This is a genomic window from Williamsia sp. MIQD14, assembly GCF_051025635.1.
Taxonomy (GTDB): Bacteria; Actinomycetota; Actinomycetes; order Mycobacteriales; family Mycobacteriaceae; genus Williamsia_A.
Map to the genome: position 1 here is coordinate 1,322,370 of NZ_JBPFDG010000001.1, position 16,630 is coordinate 1,338,999.

At 69.0% G+C, this 16,630-nt stretch carries 17 protein-coding genes; 8 read left to right on the forward strand and 9 right to left on the reverse strand.

Annotated features, from left to right (window positions below):
• Positions 1 to 37 precede the first annotated feature (37 nt).
• Entirely contained in the window at positions 38 to 1,480 is a 1,443-nt protein-coding gene (locus ACQ7HM_RS05775; RefSeq protein WP_434215254.1) for a serine hydrolase domain-containing protein, read from the forward strand.
• Here ACQ7HM_RS05775 and ACQ7HM_RS05780 read toward each other — a convergent pair.
• Both ACQ7HM_RS05780 and ACQ7HM_RS05785 read right to left on the reverse strand, forming a co-directional pair.
• A complete protein-coding gene (locus tag ACQ7HM_RS05780) occupies positions 1,431 to 2,423 on the reverse strand; it encodes a bile acid:sodium symporter family protein (RefSeq protein WP_434215255.1) in 993 nt (330 codons plus the stop codon). The two genes, ACQ7HM_RS05775 and ACQ7HM_RS05780, sit on opposite strands and share 50 nt — an antisense overlap.
• A gap of 20 nt (positions 2,424 to 2,443) precedes the next feature.
• Positions 2,444 to 2,890, reverse strand: a complete 447-nt coding sequence (locus tag ACQ7HM_RS05785) for an SdpI family protein (protein ID WP_434215256.1) — start codon at positions 2,888 to 2,890, stop codon at positions 2,444 to 2,446.
• A 64-nt stretch (positions 2,891 to 2,954) separates the two neighbouring features.
• Between ACQ7HM_RS05785 and leuS the strand changes: the two genes are divergently transcribed.
• The gene (leuS, locus tag ACQ7HM_RS05790; protein ID WP_434215257.1) at positions 2,955 to 5,780 is read left to right on the forward strand and encodes a leucine--tRNA ligase; all 2,826 of its coding nucleotides are present in this window, start codon (positions 2,955 to 2,957) and stop codon (positions 5,778 to 5,780) included.
• 10 nt (positions 5,781 to 5,790) lie between these two features.
• On the opposite strand, the gene ACQ7HM_RS05795 is transcribed toward leuS, so the two are convergent.
• The gene (locus tag ACQ7HM_RS05795; protein ID WP_434215258.1) at positions 5,791 to 7,335 is read right to left on the reverse strand and encodes an alanine/glycine:cation symporter family protein; all 1,545 of its coding nucleotides are present in this window, start codon (positions 7,333 to 7,335) and stop codon (positions 5,791 to 5,793) included.
• A 101-nt stretch (positions 7,336 to 7,436) separates the two neighbouring features.
• Here ACQ7HM_RS05795 and ACQ7HM_RS05800 point away from each other — a divergent pair, with 101 nt between their 5' ends.
• Positions 7,437 to 8,132 carry a YoaK family protein gene (locus tag ACQ7HM_RS05800; protein WP_434215259.1) on the forward strand — a complete coding sequence of 232 codons (696 nt, stop codon included), beginning with the start codon at positions 7,437 to 7,439 and terminating at the stop codon, positions 8,130 to 8,132.
• Positions 8,133 to 8,136: 4 nt separating this feature from the next.
• Here the strand turns inward: ACQ7HM_RS05800 and ACQ7HM_RS05805 are convergent, their stop codons facing one another.
• Together ACQ7HM_RS05805 and ACQ7HM_RS05810 are read right to left on the reverse strand one after the other, a co-directional pair.
• Positions 8,137 to 8,472 carry a TfoX/Sxy family protein gene (locus tag ACQ7HM_RS05805; protein WP_434215260.1) on the reverse strand — a complete coding sequence of 112 codons (336 nt, stop codon included), beginning with the start codon at positions 8,470 to 8,472 and terminating at the stop codon, positions 8,137 to 8,139.
• Between the two features lie 29 nt (positions 8,473 to 8,501).
• Positions 8,502 to 9,617 (reverse strand): alpha/beta hydrolase, encoded by a 1,116-nt coding sequence (locus tag ACQ7HM_RS05810; RefSeq protein ID WP_434215261.1) that lies wholly within the window; start codon positions 9,615 to 9,617, stop codon positions 8,502 to 8,504.
• Between the two features lie 56 nt (positions 9,618 to 9,673).
• Here ACQ7HM_RS05810 and ACQ7HM_RS05815 point away from each other — a divergent pair, with 56 nt between their 5' ends.
• From ACQ7HM_RS05815 to ACQ7HM_RS05830, 4 genes are all read left to right on the forward strand, one after another.
• A complete protein-coding gene (locus ACQ7HM_RS05815) occupies positions 9,674 to 10,003 on the forward strand; it encodes an ArsR/SmtB family transcription factor (protein ID WP_434215262.1) in 330 nt (109 codons plus the stop codon).
• On the forward strand, positions 9,994 to 10,683 hold the full coding sequence (locus ACQ7HM_RS05820) for a cation transporter (protein WP_434215642.1): 690 nt from the start codon (positions 9,994 to 9,996) through the stop codon (positions 10,681 to 10,683). Before ACQ7HM_RS05815 ends, ACQ7HM_RS05820 begins: the two co-directional genes overlap by 10 nt.
• 63 nt (positions 10,684 to 10,746) lie before the next feature.
• Entirely contained in the window at positions 10,747 to 11,448 is a 702-nt protein-coding gene (locus tag ACQ7HM_RS05825; protein ID WP_434215263.1) for an SDR family oxidoreductase, read from the forward strand.
• Positions 11,449 to 11,474: 26 nt separating this feature from the next.
• A complete protein-coding gene (locus tag ACQ7HM_RS05830) occupies positions 11,475 to 11,897 on the forward strand; it encodes a tautomerase family protein (protein ID WP_434215264.1) in 423 nt (140 codons plus the stop codon).
• Between the two features lie 58 nt (positions 11,898 to 11,955).
• On the opposite strand, the gene lon is transcribed toward ACQ7HM_RS05830, so the two are convergent.
• Both lon and ACQ7HM_RS05840 read right to left on the reverse strand, forming a co-directional pair.
• On the reverse strand, positions 11,956 to 14,274 hold the full coding sequence (gene lon / locus ACQ7HM_RS05835; RefSeq protein WP_434215265.1) for an endopeptidase La: 2,319 nt from the start codon (positions 14,272 to 14,274) through the stop codon (positions 11,956 to 11,958).
• 178 nt (positions 14,275 to 14,452) lie between these two features.
• On the reverse strand, positions 14,453 to 14,647 hold the full coding sequence (locus ACQ7HM_RS05840) for a hypothetical protein (RefSeq protein ID WP_434215266.1): 195 nt from the start codon (positions 14,645 to 14,647) through the stop codon (positions 14,453 to 14,455).
• Between the two features lie 25 nt (positions 14,648 to 14,672).
• Here ACQ7HM_RS05840 and ACQ7HM_RS05845 point away from each other — a divergent pair, with 25 nt between their 5' ends.
• Positions 14,673 to 15,218, forward strand: a complete 546-nt coding sequence (locus ACQ7HM_RS05845) for a CGNR zinc finger domain-containing protein (RefSeq protein ID WP_434215267.1) — start codon at positions 14,673 to 14,675, stop codon at positions 15,216 to 15,218.
• Here the strand turns inward: ACQ7HM_RS05845 and ACQ7HM_RS05850 are convergent.
• Positions 15,215 to 16,093, reverse strand: a complete 879-nt coding sequence (locus tag ACQ7HM_RS05850) for a hypothetical protein (protein WP_434215268.1) — start codon at positions 16,091 to 16,093, stop codon at positions 15,215 to 15,217. The two genes, ACQ7HM_RS05845 and ACQ7HM_RS05850, sit on opposite strands and share 4 nt — an antisense overlap.
• A complete protein-coding gene (locus tag ACQ7HM_RS05855) occupies positions 16,090 to 16,584 on the reverse strand; it encodes a hypothetical protein (protein ID WP_434215269.1) in 495 nt (164 codons plus the stop codon). The genes ACQ7HM_RS05850 and ACQ7HM_RS05855 overlap by 4 nt, the downstream gene beginning before the upstream one ends.
• Positions 16,585 to 16,630 lie beyond the last annotated feature (46 nt).

Below are 16,630 nucleotides of genomic sequence, written 5' to 3' on the forward strand. Positions count from 1 at the left end.
GGTTGTATTGGTCAAACCAATATGATCATATTGGTTTGTGTCCCGCAGCCGCCTGCTCCGTTCGTCGATCCCGAGAATCGTCGTCTCCCTCGGGGTGCTCGTCGCCGTCGGCACGGCGCCACCGGTCGCCGGAGCGACCACCGCCGAGTCGATGGGGTCGACCATCGACCGCTACCTCGATCACCTCGTCTCCGACGTGGACACCCCCGGACTGGCCGTCGCCGTCCTCGACCGGGACACCACGACGACGCACCTCACCGGCCGAGACGGCGACGGACACGACATCGCCACGGACACGCCGTTTCTCATCGGGTCGGTGGCGAAATCCATGACCGCGACCGCCGTCCTGGCACTCGTCCGCGACGGCCGCCTGCGACTCGACGACCGCATCGGTGCGGCTCTGCCGTGGTCCCCTGTGCCCGATGCGACCGTGACGCAACTGTTGACCCACACCGCAGGGTTCACGTCGGGCGACGGACTCGCCGTGTCCGAGCGGTTCGACAACGCGCCGGGTGCGGTCACCCGCGCCGCACGAGAGCTCCGACATTCGGGTCGCAGCGGTCGCTACGCGTACAGCGACGCGAACTACCTCATGCTTGGTGCCCTGATCGAGCACGTCACCGGCCGGCCGTACGCCGCCACCCTGCACGACACCGTCCTCGTGCCCCTCGGGATGTCGTCGACGACCGCCTCGGCCGACACCGCGCGAGTGTCTGCGGGACATCGCATCTGGTGGGGCACACCGGTGCGATATGACCCCGGGTTCGACGAGTCGGGTGGCCCGTTCGGCTATGTCGCCTCGACTCTCGGCGACATGGTGGTCTACGCGCGAGCGCAGATGGGTCGTGATCCCGGTGCCCTCGACCCGTCGACACTCGGCGAGCTGCATCGACCGCGTGTCCGGTCCGGCGACGACAGCTACGCATTCGGCTGGCGGACAACCCCGTCCGAGCACGGGGTGGTGGTGCACCACACCGGCGCGACGCCGGGCTACTTCGCGCACGTCATGGTCCGCTCCGACGGTCGAGGGGTCGTGATGCTCGCGAACGCCTACAGCGAATCGCGTGCGCCCACGCTCGCCGCCGCGGCCGGAGACGTCCTGGAGATCCTCGACGGCGGCGCGCCCGCCATCACGCCCGGCGACGGGGTCCTGGCCGCGGTGCCGTGGGCCCTGGGGGTGGTGTCGATCCTCGGCGCACTGGCGGTGGCCGCGGGGCTGCGCCACCCGCCCGGTCGCCGCACCCGTGTCGCGGCGGCGCTCGGCGCGCTCCTCGTCGTCGGTGCGTCGCTGTCGGCGCCCACTCTCCTGGGAGCGACGGTGCGGCAGCTCTGGTTCTGGGCGCCCGACGTCGTGGTCGGGCTCGCGGCCGTCGCGCTGACATGGGGCGCCGTGTCGGTCGTCGTCGCGGTCCGCCCCGCCCACGGTGACCTCAAGTGGTGGTCGGGGCGGGTTCGCCCTCGTGCTCGGGCTCACGACTGAGCCGCCCCGCCCACCAAGCACACATCATGAGTTGAACCTGGTGGAACACCAGCAGCGGCAACACGATCAACCCGACCTGCGAATCCGAGAACAGGACGGCGGCCATCGGGAGACCGGTGGCGAGACTCTTCTTGGTGCCGCAGAACTGGATCGCGATCTCGTCGGCGCGGTCGAAGCGCAACAGGCGTGCCACCCGGGAGGTGAGCCAGAGCAGGAGGCCCACCAACGCGATCGATCCCGTGATCAGCACCAGCACCTGCCACCACTGCACCGTCGACCAGATGTGCTGCTGCATGCCCTCGCTGAAGGCGACATAGACCACCAGCACGATCGACCCGCGGTCGACGAGCTTCGTCGGCTTGGCGTGCGCGGTGAGCCACGAGGCGATGAGCGGTCGCGCGAGTTGGCCGACGATGAACGGCACGAGGATCTCGAGCACGATCGTCAGGAACGAGCCGGGCGAGATGCTGACCCCGCCCGTGGTCGAGATCAGTGCCACCACGAGCAGAGGTGTCAGGACGACACCGAGAAGGTTCGACGCCGATGCGCTCACGATCGCGCCGGCGACATTGCCCCGCGCGATGGACGTGAACGCGATCGACGACTGCACCGTCGAGGGCACGAGGCAGAGGAACAGGACACCCGTGTAGAGGTCGTCACCCAGCACGTGGGGCGCGACGGGTCGCAGCGCGAGGCCGATCAGCGGGAACAACACGAAGGTGAACGCCAGGATCGTCAGGTGTAGGCGCCAGTGGGTGAGACCGGCGAGTGCCTCGCGGGGGTGCATCCGTGCGCCGTAGAGGAAGAACAGCAGCGCGATCGCGGCCACGACGACCCACGACATCACGTCGGCGAAGCCACCACCCGCGGGGAGGATCGACGCGATCGCCACGGCGGCGAGGATCGCCAGGATGAAGCCGTCGATGTGCAGACGTGCGAGCACGGGGGGTTACCGGGCGCGCGTCAGGACGTGTGCGCGGAGGCGTCGGCAGGTGCGCACGAGCCCTGCAGCACGCAGCTGCCGCAGCCGCCGGAGGTCCCACACCCCGACGAGTCCTCGTCCCAGTCGGGCACACGCGCCGCGGCACGGAGTCCGTAGGAACTCGCCGCACCGAGGATGACCAGCGCCGCCACCAGCGCGACCAGCGCGAACACCAGGCCGGTGACGTTGCCCGCACCCAGGCCGAGCACGGCACCGAGGGCGAGGATGACACCCCCGCCGATCAGTCCGGGGCCGGCGACGGCGTGCGCCGCGGAGAACGTCTCGTCGCTGCGCAGGGTCACCGGCGTGCGGATACCCACGAAGCGGTTGCGCGGCAGCCGCCGGGTCACGCCGAGCACCCCGGACGTGACGAAGACGACTGCCAGGACGGCATCGACCACGGCGATGGTCAGGGCGGCAGCGTTCACACCACAGATTCTACGAGCACCTACCGCCCCCGACCGCATCGAGGTGACGCTTTACGCTGGTCAGGTGACTGAGTACCGCTACACCGCCCAGTTGGCCGGCGAGATCGAGGAGCGCTGGCAGGGGATCTGGAACGAGCGCCGCACCTACGAGGCCCCCAATCCGGTGGGTCCGCTGGCCGGCGATCTGTCGTCCTTCGGTGCCCCGGACCGGTCGAACAAGCTCTTCGTCCAGGACATGTTCCCCTATCCCTCGGGCGCGGGCCTGCACGTCGGTCACCCCCTCGGGTTCATCGCGAGCGACGTCTACGCGCGCTTCCACCGCATGGACGGCGCCAACGTCCTGCACACCATGGGCTTCGACTCCTTCGGACTGCCCGCCGAGCAGTACGCCGTGCAGACCGGCACCCACCCGCGCTCGACCACCGAGGCCAACGTCGAGCGCTACCTCGCCCAGATCCGTCGGTTGGGTCTCGGCCACGACGAACGCCGCCGTGTCGCCACCACCGATGTCGACTTCTACCGGTGGACCCAGTGGATCTTCCTCCAGATCCACGACGCCTGGTACGACACCGATGCCGACCGTGCCCGCCGTATCCCCGAACTCGTCGCCGAGTTCGACAGCGGCGAGCGCACTCCGAGGAACGGCGAGGTGTGGGCCGACCTCGACGCCGCGGGCCGCGCCGAGATCCTCGACTCCTATCGCCTGGTCTACCAGTCCGATTCGGTCGTCAACTGGTGTCCCGGCCTGGGTACGGTGCTGGCGAACGAGGAGGTCACCGCCGACGGTCGCAGCGACCGCGGCAACTTCCCGGTGTTCCGCAAGCGCCTGCGGCAGTGGATGATGCGCATCACCGCCTACTCCGACCGGTTGATCGACGACCTCGAACTGCTCGACTGGCCCGACAAGGTCAAGGCGATGCAGCAGAACTGGATCGGGCGGTCGCGTGGCGCGCAGGTCGCCTTCGGCGTCGACGGCGCCGACACTCCCATCGAGGTGTTCACCACCCGCCCCGACACCCTGTTCGGCGCGACCTACATGGTGCTGGCGCCCGAGCATCCCCTGGTCGACACGATTCTCGCCGCCGCGTGGCCCACCGACACCGACCCCCGATGGACCGGTGGCGCAGCCGATCCGGCGACCGCGGTGGCGCAGTACCGGGCGGTGATCGCCGCCAAATCCGACCTGGAACGCCAGGAGAGCAAGGAGAAGACGGGCGTCTTCACCGGTGCCTTCGCCACCAATCCGGTGAACGGCACGCCGATCCCGGTGTTCATCGCCGACTACGTCCTCATCGGGTACGGCACCGGCGCGATCATGGCGGTTCCCGCCCACGACGGCCGCGACCACGAGTTCGCGACCGCGTTCGGCCTGCCCATCGTCGAGGTCATCGGTTCCGAGCAGGGTGTTGCCGAGGCTGCCTACAGCGGTGACGGCCCCATCGTGAACTCGGATTTCCTCGACGGCAAGCGTGTCGACGAGGCCAAGACGGCCATCATCGACTGGCTCGAAGCCCGCGGAGCCGGCACCGGAACCGTCCAGTACAAGCTGCGCGACTGGCTCTTCGCGCGCCAACGGTATTGGGGCGAGCCGTTTCCCATCGTCTACGGGTCGGACGGCCGCGCGCACGCGATCCCAGAGACCGATCTGCCCGTCGAACTGCCCGAGGTCGACGACTTCGCGCCGGTCTCGTTCGATCCCGACGACGCCGACAGCGTGCCCTCTCCCCCGCTGGCGAAGGCGACCGACTGGGTGAACGTCGACCTCGATCTCGGCGACGGACTGCAGCACTACACCCGCGACACCAACGTGATGCCGCAGTGGGCCGGGAGTTCCTGGTACCAACTGCGTTACATCGACCCCACGAATCCTGACACGTTCTGCGCGCCCGAGAACGAGCAGTACTGGATGGGCCCGCGCCCCGATCTGCACGGGCCGAACGATCCCGGAGGCCTCGACCTCTACATCGGCGGCGTGGAACACGCTGTCCTGCACCTGCTGTACTCCCGCTTCTGGCACAAGGTGCTCTTCGACCTCGGTCACGTCAGCTCGAAGGAGCCCTACCGCAAGCTCTACAACCAGGGCATGATCCAGGCCTTCGCGTACACCGACGCCCGCGGCATCTACGTGCCCGCCGACGAGGTCGTCGAACGCGACGGTGGCTTCTTCCTCGGTGACATCCCGGTCAACCGCGAGTACGGGAAGATGGGCAAGTCCCTGAAGAACTCGGTTGCGCCCGATGACATCTGTCGCGACTACGGCGCCGACACCCTGCGCGTCTACGAACTCTCGATGGGCCCGCTCGACCAGTCCCGTCCCTGGGCGACGAAGGACGTGGTCGGCGCTCAGCGGTTCCTGCAACGGGTGTGGCGCCTGGTGATCGACGAGGAGACCGGGGCCGTCCGCGTGACGGATACCGATCCGAGCGAGGAGACGCTGAAACTGCTGCACCGCACCATCGCCGGCACGCGCGACGACTATGCGGCACTGCGCGACAACACTGCGGTGGCGAAGCTCATCGAGTTCACGAACCACCTCACAAAGGTCCACGTCGACGGCGCTCCGCGCGCCGTGGTGGAGCCTCTGCTGTTGATGCTGGCCCCGGTGGCCCCGCACATCGCCGAGGAGTTGTGGTCGAAGCTCGGGCACCGGGATCCGTTGGCGCGCGGCCCCTTCCCGGTCGCCGACGAGAGCCTGCTGGTCGAGAACACCGTCGAGATCCCGATCCAGGTGAAGGGCAAGGTGCGCAGCCGCGTCACGATCGCGGTGGATGCCGACGAGGCCTCGGTGACCGCGCTCGCACTGGCCGACGACAAGATCGTGCCCCTGCTCGACGGTGAGCCCCGCAAGGTGATCTACGTGCCGGGCAAGATGATCAACATCGTCCCCTGACGACGTCGGGTCACGCTGTGGCGGAGTCCTTCGTCGCATCGGCGGCGACCCGTCGCTGCTCCCAGAAGTGCGCACCCACCAGGCCGATGTTCGCCGGGTCGAACTGGGGGTCGATGCCTCGCTTCTTCTGGGACTCGTAGTCGCGCAAAGCCTTCAGCGCCGGCTGCTGCAGGATGATGATGCCGACGATGTTCAGCCACGCCATCACGCCGACGCCGATGTCGCCGAGCGTCCAGGCGTCCGCGGCTGTCGAGACCGTGCCCCACACGACCGCCACGAGGATCGCCGCCTGCAGGACCATCGTCAGCGCGGCCCCGACCGTGCCCTTGACCACCGGGATCGAGCGTGTCGCGACGCTGCCCATCATGAACCGCAGGTTGGTCTCGGCCATGTAGTAGTAGGCGATGATTGTCGTCAGGCAGAAGAACAGCAGCGACACCGCGACGAAGGTCGACCCCGTCCCGGAGAACACCGTGTCGAACCCGTTCTGGACGTAGGCCGGGCCGACGACGGCGCCGTCGACGAGTGCGCCGCCCTCCCCCAGTACACGGCCGTCGGCGGTCTCGCCCTCGAAGACGCGATACGCCCCGCTGACCAGGATGAGGAATCCGGTTGCGCTGCAGACGAACAGCGTGTCGACGTAGACCGCGAACGCCTGGACGAGTCCCTGCTTCGCCGGGTGCGAGACCTCGGCCGCCGCCGCGGCGTGCGGTCCGGTTCCCTGGCCGGCCTCGTTCGAATAGATGCCGCGCTTGACGCCCCACATGATGGCGGCGCCGATGATGCCGCCGAAGGCGGAGTCGAACCCGAACGCGCTCGAGAAGACGAGACCGATGACTCCCGGGACCGCGGAAGCGTTGGCGCCGAGCACGATCAGGGCGAGCAGGATGTACGCGATGGCCATGAACGGCACCACCACCGAGGCGAAGGAGGCGATCCGCTTGACGCCGCCGATGATGACGAACGCCAGCACGATCACCGCACCCACGCCGACGACCCACGTCGACAGGTCCCACGCCTCGTTCATCGCGACGGCCATCGAGTTCGACTGGACACCCGGCAGCAGCAGTCCGCAGGCGATGACGGTGACCGCGGCGAAGACGACGCCGTAGATCTTCCCGACGCCGGCGAACCGGGTGTGCGCGAGAGCGCGGCTGAAGTAGTAGGCCGGCCCGCCCCGGTACTCGTTGGTGAGTGTGTCCCGGGTCTTGTAGATCTGGGCGAGCGTGCACTCGACGAACGACGTCGAGGCACCGAGGAACGCGACCACCCACATCCAGAACAGCGCGCCGGGCCCACCGAACGCGATCGCCGTCGCGACGCCTGCGATGTTGCCGGTGCCCACCCGGCCGGCGAGCGACATCGCCAGGGCCTGGAACGAGGACACCCCGTCGGGCGACTTCTCTCCGCGTACCAGCAGTCGGAGCATCTCCGGTACCTGCCTCACCTGCACGAAGCGGGTCCGGATGGAGAAGTACAGACCTGCACCGAGGCACAGGTAGACCAATGCGTTGGACCAGATGACGTCGTAGATCGCCGAGAGGATGTCGCTCATACCAGCCTTCGAGAAGTCGGGGAACGTCCAGAATCACACAAATCGGACAGCGTCGCAGGGTCTCCGACGCGCCCTCGCTCGACACGGCAGACTCGTTGTCTGTGACAAGAGGTGTGTCGACGGCATCGACGCCGCGGTTCGTGCTGATCCTCATCGGGGTCGGCGGGTTCCTCGACGCCTACACCTACCTCACCCGTGGTGGCGTGTTCGCGAACACCCAGACGGGCAACGTCATCCTTCTCGCGACGTCCGGCGCGGCGGGGGAGTGGCATCGTGCCGTGGCGCATCTGTGGTCGATCCTCGCGTTCGTCGTCGGTGTCCTGGTCGCGACGGTCCTGCGCACGTGGTGGCGGGACGCGACAAGCGCGGTGTTGCTGGTGGCGGTGACGGCAGCCCAGGCTCTGGTGTTGGGTGTGGTGGCCGCGATCCCCGAGGGGTGGCCGAATGTTGCTGTGACGGTGCCGATCGCGTTCGTCGCGGCGATGCAGATGGAACTGTTCCGCACCATCGGCGGGATGCCCATCATCACCATCGCGACCACGGGCAACCTGATGCGTTTCGTCGAGTCGGTGCACGCGCTGGCCACGCAGCGCGACGCCGAGAGTCGCCGTCGGTGCGCTCTCTACAGTGCGGTGGTGGCGGCGTTCGCCGGGGGAGCGGTGGTGGGCGCGATCGTGTCCCGATGGTGGGGTACCCCGGCAGTGGCCGTGTGCGCCGTCGCGATGGTCGTCGTCGCCCTCTTCGTCGTCCACGACGCGCGCCGGATCGACGCGGACTCCCCTGAAACCGAGGGCTGAGGGGTCATTTCGGCGGCAAGGTCAGCACGAAGGCCGCGGCACGATCGGTCCAGTCGCCGAGCACGTCGTCGTCGACGAGGCCGGGCGGATCGATGCGCAGCCACCCGCGGGCGGGCCTGTCGGACATGATCATCGGGCCGACGTGGTCACGCGCCATCAGCGCGTCGGCGTCGGCGGGGTCCACGCGCACCATCAGGCCCTGCTGTTTGCTCAGGATGACGACGGCCATGTGGCCGTCGACGAGGAACGCGAGACCGCCGAACATCCGCTTCTCGGTGAGATGCGGCTCGGTCTCCATCGCGTCGCGGATGCGGTCGGCGAGGTCCTCGTCGTAGGCCATGATCGCTGAGTGTCCCGGTACCCGCGGTGTCAGTGTGTTGCGACGGCCGCGGGATCGGATTCGACGTGGCGGTGCGACAACTCGCGCAACGCGCGGAACACCCGTCGAGACGATTCGGCCCACGGCATGAGAATCGGGAACACGTGGAACATGCCCTTCTCCTCCATCGCGTACACCGTGACGCCTGCCGCCGAGAGCCCTTCGGAGAACTTCCGGATACCGTCGCGGAACATCTCGTCGGCACCCCAGCAGACGAACGTCGGCGGGAACCACGTCGGGTCGGGTTTCGCGTAGATCGCCGACACGCGTTCGTCGTTGGGCTGCACACCCTGCAGGTACGGACTCACCGGCACGTTCCACGGCAGGATGTCGAGCTGCGCGTTCGTCGTGATCGACGGGTGGTTGAGATCGAGGTCCACCTCGGGCGAGAACAGCATGACCGCAGCGGGTTTCGCGAGACCGTGATCGTGTAGGTACGACACGAGCGACGTGGCGAGACCACCGCCGCCCGAGTCGCCGGCGATGACGATGTGGTCGGCGTCGATCCCGCGCTCGAGCAGCCCGCGGTAGGCGTCGGCGGCGTCGTGCACGCCGGCCGGGAAAGGGAACTCGGGAGCCATGCGGTAATCGGCGATGAAGACCTCGTAGCCGGTGATGTTCACCAGCGAGGCGGCGAAGGCGGAGTACATGATCGGCGACGTGCCGATGTACCCGCCGCCGTGGAGGTAGAGCACCGTGGCGGTGATCGTCTCCTTGTCCTCGCTGTCGTCGACGTACTCGTCGGTGCTGGCCTTCGCGCGGCACCAGATGCCCTCGATGCCACCGACCGTGTCGTCGGTGAGCTCGACACCGTCGGTGAGGCTGATGAACGGCGGCATCACCACCCGACAGATGTCGTCGAGGATCTTCTCCATCGACCGGAACTCCTCGATGGGCAGCGCCATGGAGTACCCCATGAACGACCGGATCGTCTGCCGCGTCACGGATTGGCCGATGTTGTCGAGCAACCCGCCCGGCCCCTCCCAGAATCGCCGGAACGGGACACGGGCGAGGCCGTTGAGCATGCTTTCGGCCAGTCCGACCATCGCCAACGCGGTCACCGGGGCCGATGCGGTCTGTACTTCGGGACGATCCGCCATCACCATGGGCTCATCCTAGGGAAGGCCCCATCGGTACAGCGAACCCTGTATCGTCACGGGCCATGACCACCGCGCTGCGTCACGACGCCCTGGCCCGTTTCGGGTACGCGCTGTCCGACGCGACCCGCACGCAGATCCTGATGCGCCTCGCCGACGCGCCGGGGTATCCGTCGGATCTGGCCGTGGAGATCGGGGTGTCGCGGCAGATCCTGTCGAACCACCTCGCGTGTCTGCGCGGTTGCGGACTGGTGGCCGCGACGCCGGAGGGCCGCCGCACGCGGTACGACCTCGCCGACGCCCGTGTCGGGCGCGCACTCCACGACCTCGTGGGGGTCGTGCTCGCGGTCGACCCGGCGTGCTGCGCCGACTCCGACGCGCAGGGATGCTGCTGATGACGATCCGGGTCGAGACGACGGCGACGACCGAGCGAAGGGCGCTGTTGTCGCGACGCATCCGTTGGTTCGTCGGGATCACCATCACCTACAACGTGATCGAGGCGGTCGTGGCCCTCGTCGAGGGCACGCGGGTGTCGTCGACGTCGCTGATCGGTTTCGGGCTCGACTCGGTGATCGAGGTGTCGTCGGCCGCAGCGGTGGCGTGGCAGTTCGCCGGGACCGATCCCGAGGCGCGGGAGAAGGTCGCGCTGCGCATCATCGCGGTCTCGTTCTTCGCACTCGCCGCCTACGTCGCGGTCGATGCCGTGCGCGGACTCCTCGGTGCGGCCGATGCCCGGCACTCGACGGTCGGGATCGCCTTGACCGCAGTGAGTCTGGTGGTGATGCCGGTGCTCTCGTACGCACAGCGCCGTGCCGGCCGCGAACTGGGTTCGGCATCGGCGGTGGCCGATTCGAAACAGACACTGCTGTGCACCTACCTGTCGGCCGTGGTGCTGGTGGGCCTCGTCCTCAACGCGACCCTGGGGTGGTCGTGGGCCGATCCGATCGCAGCGCTGGTGATCGCCGCCATCGCGATGCGCGAGGGGCGCAACGCGTGGAGGGGTGAGTCGTGCTGTGCACCGGTGCTGCCCGGTTCGGCAGCGACACCGGAACGCGCCTGCGACTGCTGCGACTGACGCTTGCGCCGCCGCTGCTTCCCGGCCTAGTCTGACTCAAACAAACTAGAGTCAGGAGTGGGTATGACGAGAGTGGCCGATGCGGTGGTGCTGGTGACCGGGGGTAGGCGCGGCCTGGGCGCGGCTCTCGTCGACGAGGTGCTCGCGCGCGGCGCTCGGGCCGTCTACTCGACGGCGCGCACCGAGTTCGCCGACGACCGACCCGCGGTCACGACCATGGCCCTCGACGTGCGGTCACAGGACTCCGTCGACGCCCTGGCGGACAGGGCGACCGATGTCGACATCGTCATCAACAACGCCGGGGTGCTGCTGCCCGCGCCGTTGCTCAGCGGAGAGTTCTCCGACATCGCAGACACGTTCGAGGTCAACGCCTTCGGACCGCTGCGCATCACGCGGGCGTTCGCGCCGATCCTGGCGCAGCACGGCGGCGGAGCCGTCGTGAACGTCCACTCGGTGCTCTCCTGGCTCGCGGGCAGCGGCGCCTACGGGGCCTCGAAGGCGGCGATCTGGTCGATCACCAATTCGCTACGCACCGAATTGGCTGCACAGAACACCCAGGTGCTCGGGGTGCACGCCGGGTTCATCGACACCGAGATGGTCGCCGACATCCCGATGGAGAAGACCTCGCCGGCGATCGTGGCGAGCCGGATCCTCGACGCCCTGGAGGCGGGGGAGCGGGAGGTGCTGACCGACGACATCACCGTGGCCGTCAAGTCGATCCTGTCCGGACCGGTCGACGACCTGGTCTTCACCGCCGCCCACTGATCCGACCCGCGACAGGAGACACACCCATGCCGCTGTGGACCATCCACCACTCACCGGGAATCTTCACCGACGAGGACAAAAGGGTTCTCGCCGAACAGATCACCGACCGCTACGAGTCGGTGGGCCTACCCCGCTTCTACGTCGTGGTGATCTTCCGGGAGGTCTCCGCCGCTGACATCTTCGTGGGCGGCACGTCCGCGCCGCGCACCGCGCGGATCGAGATCGCCCACATCGCCCGACATCTCCCGGACTCGGCGAGCCGTCGACGCACGGCAGGCTGGGTCGGCGACGTGCTGTCGCCGTATCTCGATCGCGATGAGATCCACTGGGAGTTCCACATCGACGAGACCAGCGAGGAGCTGTGGATGATCAACGGACTCGTCCCGCCCCCGGCACGGTCGGAGGCGGAGAAGGCGTGGGCCGTGAACGGACGTGCGGCGCCCTACTGACCCGCCCCTGCCGACCGGCGCCCCACCGTGGTGGCGGGGCGCCGGTCGGTCTGCGGCCTCAGGCCGCGGCGGTGACCTCCACGTCGACGTCCTCGAGAGCCGCGAGGATGATGTCGGCGACGTCGGTCATGGGCCGCACGTCGACCGCCTCGAGCACCTCGGCGGGCACGTCGTCGAGGTCGGGTTCGTTCCGGATGGGGACGAACACCGTGGTGAGACCGGCCCGCTGGGCCGCGAGCAGCTTCTGCTTCAACCCACCGATCGGGAGCACCCGACCGTTGAGCGTCACCTCGCCGGTCATCCCGACCTCGGCGCGCACGCGACGGCCGGTCGCCATCGACACGAGCGCCGTCACCATCGTCACGCCTGCCGACGGTCCGTCCTTGGGGGTGGCGCCCGCAGGGACGTGGATGTGGATCTTGCGATCCAACGCCGCCGGGTCGACACCGAGTTCGGTGGCGTGTGAGCGAACGTAGGACAGCGCGATCTGCGCCGACTCCTTCATCACGTCGCCGAGCTGGCCGGTCAGCGTCAGCCCCGCATCACCCACGGTCGACGACGCCTCGATGAACAGGACGTCGCCACCCATGCCGGTGACCGCCAGACCCGTTGCCACACCGGGCACCGCGGTCCGCTCCTCCGACTCCGGGGTGAACCGGGGCCGGCCGAGGTAGTCGACGAGATCGGGCTCGTCGATCACCAGCGCGGTGTCGTCCGCGGCCAGTTTCGTAGTCGCCTTGCGCATCGCCTTGGCCAGGAAGCGCTCGAACTGCCGCACGCCCGGTTCCCGGGTGTAGTCGGCGGCGATCTTGCGCAGCGCCTCGTCGGTCACCGTGACCTCGTCGGCGGTGAGGGCGGCGCGGTCGCGCTGGCGGGGGAGCAGGTAGTCCCGCGCGATGGCGACCTTGTCGTCCTCGGTGTAGCCGTCGAGGGTGACGAGTTCCATGCGGTCGATCAGCGCCGACGGGATCTGTTCCACCACATTGGCCGTCGCGAGGAACACGACATCGGAGAGGTCGAGATCCAGGTCGAGGTAGTGGTCGCGGAACGTGTGGTTCTGCGCCGGGTCGAGCACCTCGAGCAGGGCCGCGGCCGGGTCGCCGCGCTGATCGGAGCCCACCTTGTCGATCTCGTCGAGCAGGACAACGGGGTTCATCGAACCGGCCTCGCCGATGGCCCGAACGATGCGGCCGGGCAGCGCGCCGACGTAGGTGCGACGGTGACCGCGGATCTCGGCCTCGTCGCGCACGCCGCCGAGGGCGACGCGGACGAACGTGCGGCCCAGGGCCCGAGCCACGGATTCGCCGAGCGAGGTCTTGCCGACGCCGGGAGGGCCGGCGAGCAACATGACCGCACCCGAACCGCGTCCGCCGACGACCTGGAGACCACGGTCGGCCCGACGCGCACGCACCGCGAGGTACTCGACGATGCGATCTTTCACGTCCTCGAGGCCGTGGTGATCGGCGTCGAGGATCTCGCGCGCCGAGGCGATGTCGGTGGAGTCGGTGGTGGTGGTGTCCCACGGCAGGTCGAGGACGGTGTCCAACCAGGTTCGCAGGTAACCACTCTCGGGCGACTGCTCGCTGGAACGCTCCAGTTTGCCGACCTCCCGCAGCGCCGCCTCACGCACGTTGTCGGGCAGCGTCGCCGCCTCGATACGCGCGCGGTAGTCGTCGGAGCCGTCGGGCTCACCCTCGCCGAGTTCCTTGCGGATGGCGGCGAGCTGCTGACGCAGCAGGAATTCCTTCTGCGTCTTCTCCATGCCGTCGCGGACGTCGCCGGCGATCTTGTCGTTGACCTCCACCTCGGCGAGGTGGTCGGTGGTCCACGTGATCAGGGTGCGCAACCGCTCGACGACGTCGGGCGTCTCGAGGAGCTGCCGCTTCTGCACGTCGGTGAGGTACGACGCGTACCCGGCGGTGTCGGCCAGGGCCGAGGGGTCGGTCAGCTTGTTCACCGAGTCGATGACCTGCCACGCCTCGCGGCGCTGCAGCATCGCCAGGACGAGCTTCTTGTACTCGCCGGCGAGGTCGCGGGTCTCGTCGGTGACGGTGGGCTCGGCGGCCTCGTCGACCTCGACCCACAGGGCCGCACCCGGTCCGGTGGTGCCCGAACCGATGTGCGCGCGCACCTCGCCCTTGACCACGGCGGCGTGTTGTCCGCCGCCGAGGCGGCCGACCTGCACGATCGACGCGATCACGCCGTATGACGGGTAACGGTCGTCGAGACGCGGCGCGACCAGCAGTTTCTGCGAATCGGTCGCCTGCGCGGCGTCGACGGCTGCACGCGCGGAGTCATCGAGCTCGATGGGGACCACCATGCCGGGCAGCAGGATGGGATCGGTCAGGAACAGGACTGGCAAGCGGGTGTCGCTCATTCTTCCTCCAGGGGTGAGTCTGACTCGCTCAACTGACCCGGGGATTGATCTGTTCCCGCTCAACTCCGGTGTTCGTCGTGAGCAGAACCGGTCGTGGCCGGCCCGCCGGCGCGGAGATCGTCCGTCCTGGGGGCCACCTCGGGCAATGTGCCCGAGGTGGCGTCGTGGTCGGACGATCTCAGTCGCGCACGGGGGCGCTGACCGCGGTCGGGGGCACGTCGGTCCGGGTCGCGATGTCGATGCGTCGGGTGCCGCAGTCGTCGCAGCGGACGTAGAGCACCGTTCCGTCGCTCGTTCGATGGGCGGACTCGGTGAGCCACGCGTGCTCGTGGGTCGGGCTGCGGGTCGAGTTCTCGGTCGGTGTGGGATGCATGCGTCCACTGTGATGTCATGGTCTTGTGCATCTCAACCCTTACGGCGAATACGCGGTCCTCCTGGCGGAATCGTTGGCCAACGACTGGCCGGACGACTGCGCCGGGATCGAGGCCCGCGCACGTGAGTTCGGGATGACAGGGCGTTTCGAGACCCGCAGCGACGACCACGCGCGGACCCGCGAGGTGATCGACGAGTGGCTGCGGATGGTCGATACCCCCACCGAGGACGAGCGGGCGCGTCTGCTCAACGAGACGATGAGTGTCGCCGCGGCGTATCCGCGATTGACCAACCACGACGACGAGGGGTGGCACCTGCACTATCGCGATCGGGATCAGTCGCTCGCCCATGTGCTCACCGCGGTCATCTCGGTCGGGACGGCGCTGCACCTCACCACGCGCGGGATGCACCGCATCGGCCGTTGCGCGGCCGGCCTGCCCGGTGGCGGCGAGTGCGACAGGGTCATCGTCGACGTCAGCCGCAACGGCACCCAGCGGTACTGCTCTGTGCGATGCGCGAATCGTGCTGCGGTGCGCCGGCATCGAGCTCGGGCGTCGTCGGTGCGGCGCTAGGAAGCGTCGTCGGAGACGATCGCGTCGATCGTCCAGCGATCGGCTCCGTCCGACGAGACGTAGAAGGCGTCGCCGCGTGCGACGTCGGCGACGGCCACCGGGGTGCGGACCCGGACGTCGACGAGGACGCGCGCGGCCGAATCGGTGAGGGTGACTCGCGCGCACCAGGCGTCGGTTCCCTGGGGCAGCGCGGAGATCCAGCGCTGCAACTCGATGACGGTGGGGACGGGGGCGGTGTCGGCGATCGCCGCGCGCGCGGCCACCGGCGACCTGTCGGTGATCGCCGCCGCGAGGAAGGTCGCGACCGCGCCGGTCGGCGAGGTCGGATCGGCCCGCTGGTCGATGGTGGTCACCGCGCCGTCGGTGCCGGTGGTGCAGAACGGAATCTGCGGACCGTCGGCCGGAGCGGCACCGTCCTGGGCCGGCACGGTCGCATTCGCGCCCGAGCCCGCTCCGGACACGGTGGTACCCGATCCGCTCGAACCCGATGAGGTGGCAAAGACGATGGCGCCCGCGGCGATCCCGGCGACGACCACCACAGCGCCGGCGATGAGAGCGACGCGACGCCGATTGCCGCCGCGGGACCGCCGCCGCCCGCGTACCGCGATCTGTTCGAGGGTCTCCGACCAGTTCGACGACGGGTCGGTGGACATCGGCACCCAGGGCGGGGCCTCCGGTGAACCCCGTGGTGGTCCCGGGTCCGCGGCGGTGAACCACGGGGGCTCGGGCGGGGTGACGCGCGGAGGGGGAGCGTCGGCCGGACCCGGTCCCGGCTGCCGGGCGAACGGATCGGTGTCAGGATCGACCGGAGGTCTCGCTGACGGATCGGGGTGGTGGGGCTGGTCGTCGGGTCGGTGGTCGGGGCCGTCGGTCACTGGTCGACCACGCCCGTGATCCGCACGTCACCGGGAGGGCCCGTGACCGTCGCGCGGAGCCGATACTCGTTGGTCCCGCCGGCCGGGGGCTGATAGGTGAGGGTGAGCAACACGGTGTCCGGCCGCGTCTGTCGCATCCGCAGACAATAGGTGGTGCCGGGCGGATACCCGTCGAGTGCCTGTGAGATCAGCTCCGGGGACGCCATGGCCGCACCCGTCGCGACGGCGTCGGTGGCTCGGGCCTTGTCGCGGCCGGTGATGACGGCCCAGTGGTAGTCGGCGACCACCGCCACCGCCGAATCGTGCCCACCCTCACCATTGGTGACGGTTTCACCGGGAGCCGCGGTCGACGGGTCGCACCGCAGCGGATCGATCGCGGGAATCGCTGCCGCCGAGGTGGTTCCGGACGGCATGGTCACGACGGGGGCGGCCCGCGAGTCGTCGCCACACGCGGTGAGGACCAGGAGTAGCGCGGTGACGGCACACACCACCAGGCCACCCGGTCTCGCCGGGTGGCGAGAGGGTGGCCTGGTGGCG